At 43.6% G+C, this 6,127-nt stretch carries 8 protein-coding genes; 2 read left to right on the forward strand and 6 right to left on the reverse strand.

Annotated features, from left to right (window positions below; all coding sequences use genetic code 11):
• Positions 1-925: LysR family transcriptional regulator (locus QZV86_RS13105; protein ID WP_295629006.1), on the reverse strand; the 925-nt coding region annotated here is incomplete at its 3' end.
• Positions 926-1,062: 137 nt separating this feature from the next.
• On the opposite strand from QZV86_RS13105, the gene QZV86_RS13110 reads away from it, so the two are divergent.
• Both QZV86_RS13110 and QZV86_RS13115 read left to right on the forward strand, forming a co-directional pair.
• Positions 1,063-1,542: a hypothetical protein gene (locus QZV86_RS13110; protein WP_295629009.1), complete on the forward strand. Its 480-nt coding sequence runs from the start codon at positions 1,063-1,065 to the stop codon at positions 1,540-1,542.
• Positions 1,543-1,568: 26 nt separating this feature from the next.
• Positions 1,569-2,543, forward strand: a complete 975-nt coding sequence (locus tag QZV86_RS13115; RefSeq protein ID WP_295629012.1) for an alpha/beta hydrolase — start codon at positions 1,569-1,571, stop codon at positions 2,541-2,543.
• Between the two features lie 196 nt (positions 2,544-2,739).
• Here the strand turns inward: QZV86_RS13115 and QZV86_RS13120 are convergent, their stop codons facing one another.
• The 5 genes from QZV86_RS13120 to QZV86_RS13140 form a co-directional block, all read right to left on the reverse strand.
• Positions 2,740-3,264, reverse strand: a complete 525-nt coding sequence (locus QZV86_RS13120; protein ID WP_295629015.1) for a carboxymuconolactone decarboxylase family protein — start codon at positions 3,262-3,264, stop codon at positions 2,740-2,742.
• Positions 3,265-3,360: 96 nt separating this feature from the next.
• Entirely contained in the window at positions 3,361-3,603 is a 243-nt protein-coding gene (locus tag QZV86_RS13125; RefSeq protein ID WP_295629018.1) for a zf-HC2 domain-containing protein, read from the reverse strand.
• A 15-nt stretch (positions 3,604-3,618) separates the two neighbouring features.
• On the reverse strand, positions 3,619-4,281 hold the full coding sequence (locus QZV86_RS13130) for a sigma-70 family RNA polymerase sigma factor (protein ID WP_295629021.1): 663 nt from the start codon (positions 4,279-4,281) through the stop codon (positions 3,619-3,621).
• Positions 4,199-4,417, reverse strand: a complete 219-nt coding sequence (locus tag QZV86_RS13135; RefSeq protein ID WP_295629027.1) for a GDCCVxC domain-containing (seleno)protein — start codon at positions 4,415-4,417, stop codon at positions 4,199-4,201. Before QZV86_RS13135 ends, QZV86_RS13130 begins: the two co-directional genes overlap by 83 nt.
• Positions 4,418-4,475: 58 nt before the next feature.
• On the reverse strand, positions 4,476-5,741 hold the full coding sequence (locus QZV86_RS13140) for an alpha/beta hydrolase (protein WP_295629024.1): 1,266 nt from the start codon (positions 5,739-5,741) through the stop codon (positions 4,476-4,478).
• Positions 5,742-6,127 lie beyond the last annotated feature (386 nt).

The raw sequence follows: 6,127 nt of genomic DNA on the forward strand, positions 1-6,127 counted from the left end.
GATCAAAAACAGCAGGTCGCTTGATTCTCATACACCAGATTTGACTATAGCTCGTGCGAAGTGCGGCAACCATAAGGTCAACAAATGATCTGACCTTTGCTGAGGGATAGCGACCTTCACGGTGGATAATATGGATAGGTAGCGGCGGCGGTTCATATTCAGTCAATAATGTTTGTAGTTGTCCTGAAGCCAAATGGGTTTGAATTTGGTAAGAAAGCAATCGAGTAACCCCCATACCTGCAAGAGCAGCCTCAATAGCGGCATCATTGCTAGTCACGGTCAGTCGTGGCTTTAACTTTACTGAGATATCCGGAAAAAATTTCCAATCCATAACAGGCGAAACACCGCTGGCGGAAACTATGGAGTGCTGAATCAATTCATTCGGGTTGGATGGCAATCCATATTTCGATATATAACTAGGAGAAGCGCACAATACGCGCCGGACGTGGCCTATCCGGATTGCTCGCATAGTGGAATCCGGCAATTGGCCAATCCTGATACCAACATCAAAACCTTCCTCAAGCAAGTTGACAACGCGGTCAAGAAAGACTGCTGACACTTCCATATCCGAATAACGTCGTAAATAATCTACAATCACGGGAATAACGAATAACTTTCCAAACATAACTGGCGCTGTAACAGCTAAATGACCCCGAGGCTCTGCATTGATCCCCGCAGCAGCTTCATCGGCTTCGTCGATTTCATGGATAATCCGACGACAATCGTCGAGATAACGACTTCCAGCATCTGTTACTCGCACGTAGCGTGTCGTACGGTTAAGCAGTTTTACCTCCAAGCAATCCTCCAAGGTGGAAATTGCTCGTGTCACAGCAGGCGGCGACATACTGAGCCGCCGCGCACCTGCTGCAAAGCTTTCCTCTTCAGCAACTGCCACGAAGACAGTCATTAAATGTAGTCTACCCATAGATTATTCCATTTATTGAAATAATCTATTGTGATTTATAGGTATTCTAACTTCAAGTGGAATATGAGAAAGTTTAACTGTTCGCTACGCATCGTGCGCTACGAACAAATTTTCTAAATTTAACTTGGAGAATCATCGTGAACAGAATCAAAATTCCTACTCCAGATCAAATCCCTCCGGCTGCTTTATCACTACTGGATGCTGTAAAAAAACAATTGGGCATGGTTCCCAATTTGATAAAAATATTGAGCATTAGCCTAGTTGCCTTAGAAGGCTATATGCATCTTAACGAAGCATCAAGCAAGAGTAAGCTTGATGCCAAGACCCGCGAACGTATTGCCTTGGCGATTGCCGAAATCATGGTAAATCGCAGTGGAGTTTCGTCTGACCCGAAAGCGGCTGCCGCCGTTTACTTTGCTACCCGTGTGGTACAAAAGCGTGGTCATGTTTCTGACGCCGACTTTAATGCCGTCAAGGCGGCAGGTTACACGCAGGCTGAGATTGTCGAAATGTTTATACATGTGGCATTCGATTCCTTGACCAGCTTTATCAATGCAGCAGCCCAAATCGAGGTTGACTTCCCAATGGTTAACCCATTGTCACGCACTGCCGCGTGAATTATTTATTTATACAGGAGATTGTCATGAACTTTAAATCAATTCTGATAACGGCTACTACATTGGGATTGCTTACAGCACTGCCTCTATCAACCGCAGCCAACGCTGACAAGAAAAACGCTGTTATCTCACCCCAGCTGAATTACCGCACCGCAAACGTGGATGGTATAGACGTGTTCTACCGCGAAGCTGGCAGCAAAGACGCCCCCGTCCTGCTATTGTTGCACGGCTTCCCGACCTCATCTCATATGTTTCGTAACCTTATTCCTCTTCTGGCAGATAAGTACCGCATTATCGCGCCGGATTATCCTGGCTTCGGCCAAAGTGCAATGCCTGACCGGGATGATTATGCTTACACATTTGATAACTATGCCTTAGTGATTAACAAACTGCTCGAATATCTTACCATTACACATTACACTCTCTATGTGATGGATTATGGCGCGCCCGTGGGTTTCCGGTTGGCGGCGGCCAATCCAGACAAAGTAAATGCGTTCATTGTCCAGAATGGTAACGCTTATCTGGAAGGCCTTGGCGAGTTCTGGGATCCTATCAAGGCTTATTGGGAAACAGGCAGATCAACTGAACGCGAAGCCCTTCGCTGGTTAACTTCGATTAAAGCGACGAAATGGCAATACACTAACGGCATTAAGGATGCATCAGTGGTCAGTCCTGATACCTGGACTATGGATCAGGCGATGCTTGATCGTCCAGGCAATGCCGAAATCCAGCTTGATTTGTTCTATGATTATCGCACCAACATTCCGCAATATCCTCAGTGGCAGGCTTATTTTCGAGAGTATACCCCTCCAACACTTGTGGTTTGGGGCAAGAATGATGCGATATTCATTGCCGACGGGGCAGTACCGTATAAACGTGACCTTCCCGGCGCGGAGATACATCTGCTTGATACTGGACACTTCGCCCTAGAGACACATGGCACGGAGATTGCTGATCTCATTCGTGATTTCCTTGGCAAACATCTCAAAAACTATCGATAAACCATTTATATCCTGTCAACTTTTTTACCGGCAGGATATAAAAATCACCTTGGCTTATGTCATCAACAAACTGCATTTAATATGTGCCTTGCCCGCAAAAAGTATGACGCCAAAGACCGGTTATTTTGTTCCTACGGTAACAATAACTAGGAGTTCGGCGAAAATGGTCTTATGCAGTGGCGGCTTGCTGGTTTGATTAAAAATCTACCTCAACTCCCATCACATCAGCGAATCGGTTAAATGCGATAAATAGCTCCATCGTTCCTAATGCTTCCAGCATTTCAGATGCCTCAATTTTAAGATCAACCAATAATTCCTTGAGATCAGCATTGCCGATACTGTGCCAATCAAGATTGGCTTTACGGGCAAACTTCACCAGTGCGGCTTCCTTGTCGGTAAAATCATCAGGGAATGTGTCTTGAAACATGGCAGTAATTTCCGATTCACTTACTTTCATGCTAGTTAATGCTGCACTATGCGCTGCAACACAATACTTACAGTTGTTATCATAAGAGACTACCGCCGCAATGGCCTCCTTGACTTTACGACGCAATTTGCCCTGAAGCATAATCGCCTTGAATTTCTCCCAATTGGCTGCAAGTAATGAAGGGTGTTCGGCGTAGGCTTTGAAAACGTTGGGGACATGACCTCCAAAAGTTTTTCCAATTTCAATCAATATAGCTGAAGAATCGGATGCTTTTTCTGTGACGGCTTGTAGCATTTATTAATTCTCCTCATTCATTATCATTTCTGGTCGCCATCTTTGCATACGCTGACCCAATCTTCACTTCGGCCTGGTATTTTCTTAATGCAATTATTAACCATTTTGCATATCCTTTAGCGCATTAGCGATACGTTGCCTTGCTTCGTCAGTTAACTGAAAGTCAAGGTTAGTTTTAGATCGACGTGAGGCTTTGCGTAAAAAGTAAAGTTGCCGCGTAAAATTAGTGCAGCTACGGCATAAAATCAGGTGCATTTGTAACGTCATGTTTTTCCACAAGGGTAATTTTTCATCCATTGATCGAGAGGCCAACTGACTAGCTTGTTTACAATTCAACATTTAATTTACCCACTATTAGTCTATCCAGTTAATTTTTAAACACTTAATCAAGGACAATCGAGCACGATGCATAATTACCCACGCATTAGTCGGGCTGAGTGCAAAATCCTTACAGACATCCTCATTGCTCATTCCATGAATTTCTTTAGCAAGAAATACTTCAGCTTGCTTTGGTTTCAGTCCAGATAAACATTCCTGAAAGATCTTCCAGAATTCTTTTTGTTGAAAGACTGATTCTGGGTTAGGAAAAGCCTCCGGTTTTTCAATCCATCGGCCATTGGCTCTAAAAAAGTTATCCAGATTGTCTTCCTCATCCTGATCAATCAGATCGCCAACGGCGACTTCGCGTCCATGACGTCGGAAATGATCAATCAGCTTGTGTTTGAGTATGCCAATCAGCCAGGTCCGAATGGTAGATTGATGGGAAAAAGTATTTTTAGCGGATATTGCCGCCAGCAGTGTTTCTTGAACCAGATCCTCAGCGACATGCGTATTCTTTACTCTTAAAAGTCCATAATTGAATAGGTAATCACCATGCTCTTCCAGCCATGTTTGAATGTTTAAGTCATTATTGCCTGCAATCATGTGATACTTATCAAAAAAGGTTGCAGCAGCTCGTCTCAGTCTGCCGGGGTGGACATACCGCGGCTCCATAGGAACAGAAGACGCAGCAGTCACCCGGTTTCGGTTTTAATAGTGTGTTGCAGCCTGTGCATTCATAAAAATATAAACAGGCATTAGTGGGCATGGTTTCTTGTTTAATGAAACCGCAATACGGGCAAGTCAAATCCGATTCAAGCATCATTGTTTTCATTAAATCGTTCATAAAATATGGAATGTCCAGTATTACTATCATGAAATTTTCTGCTTTATCAATCGGCAATGCCATGCAGCACCCGTAATTCCTGAATCATCTGGCGTTCATCGCCTTTCCAGATACCCTGATTTCCAATGTAGATATCAGCCAGCGCACTGCGTCCCATAACACGACGAATAAAATTAAGGATAGTGTCTGTGACGCAGCCTGGATTGTCTGTAGCCGGAAAATGTCCCGCTCTTGGAATGTAAGTAATTTGCACATCATCTGTCCCTAGTACATGAACAAACCGTTGTGTCTGCGCTGCTGGCATCATGTTGTCAAATTCACCCCACATGATCAGTGTCGGAACGGTAATGTTCTGGTATTGAACCCCATGGGGATTGCATTGTGGATGATGAGGCAGTAGCAAGGATGGACTGAGAATAGCTGCACGATCTGATAGTACGCGCAAGTTATGTAGTTTTAGGCGCATGGTTGTTGATCTGGCGACATCGGTGACACCATCATTCTTTCCATTGCGTTCGTAGTCCACATCAACATAAGGAAAAGTCAGAGAACGCAGATTATATTGATTATATTTGGAAGAATCGTACACCATAGACTTTAGAATCTGCACTAATGTCTGATCAAATGCTGCGAGCAGCATTGCAAATTGTGCATCGCCTTCTGGTGTATTCGGAATTTCGGAGGCTCTGCCTATTGCCTGTATTTCATTCACCGGATAGCCGTCGAAGGCGATCGGATCCATTTGCACGAGCGCATTTAAACGATTGTTATGAATTGCGGCATAGTGCGAAGCAATACCGCTTCCCCAGTCATCGGCAATAAAAATAAATTGTCGTCCCGGATATTCTTGTTGCATCAATCTTTCAATGTAGTCGACATCATTAATCCAATGCCACATCGCATTAGGGGATGAATTATCTTTGCGGCCATATAAGCGTGGTTTGGAACTTTCACCCATTCCCAGCATGTCGATAGAAATCGTTTCGCAAAAACGTGATACTTGCCCCTGTACTTCTTCCCATTGGAAACGATTGGTTGGAACACCATGTAAAAAGAGAACCAACGGCCCTTTGCTACCCATTTTCGTCCAGGCAATTTCGAAATCATCCGACCAGTCAGTTTCGGCGTTATGTGCGCCACCTATTTGCAACAACCCCTCAACGGGTGCCTTGAAATGAAAAGCACCATATTTAGGAACTCCTTTTGGACGGTAGATAGACAAATCAGGCGTATTACCTGCAACCCGTGAAGGCGGATGACTGAGTGCACTATAAAAACTGTAATCCTCTGGGCTTACGGAAACTGAATTCATCTTGTTATCCTGTATTTATTGATTAGATTAATATTGTGAGCATCTCATGATGAAAATATACATTAATGATCAATAATACTCATAGATAATCTTTTATATAATTTGACCCATGCTATAATAAAAGTCAAGAGTTTTATAAAGACAGGCTAGTGACTTGCAACAATTACAGGGGGTGAAATTGAGAACTATCAAAAAAGATCATAAACCTGAAAATTCTATTGAAATAAATAATAATTATTTAGAGAGATAGAAGTGGCCTCGCAAATTCGGACAGTCCTTTAAGTGGCAATCTTGCTCGACCCAAGTCGTGCAATAGGCGACAAAAAAGGAACGAGAGTATGAGAAGGACGAGAAGGAATCACGCAGCGGGATTCAAAGCCAAGGTG

The organism is uncultured Nitrosomonas sp. (assembly GCF_902826915.1).
In the GTDB taxonomy this organism is placed as follows: domain Bacteria; phylum Pseudomonadota; class Gammaproteobacteria; order Burkholderiales; family Nitrosomonadaceae; genus Nitrosomonas.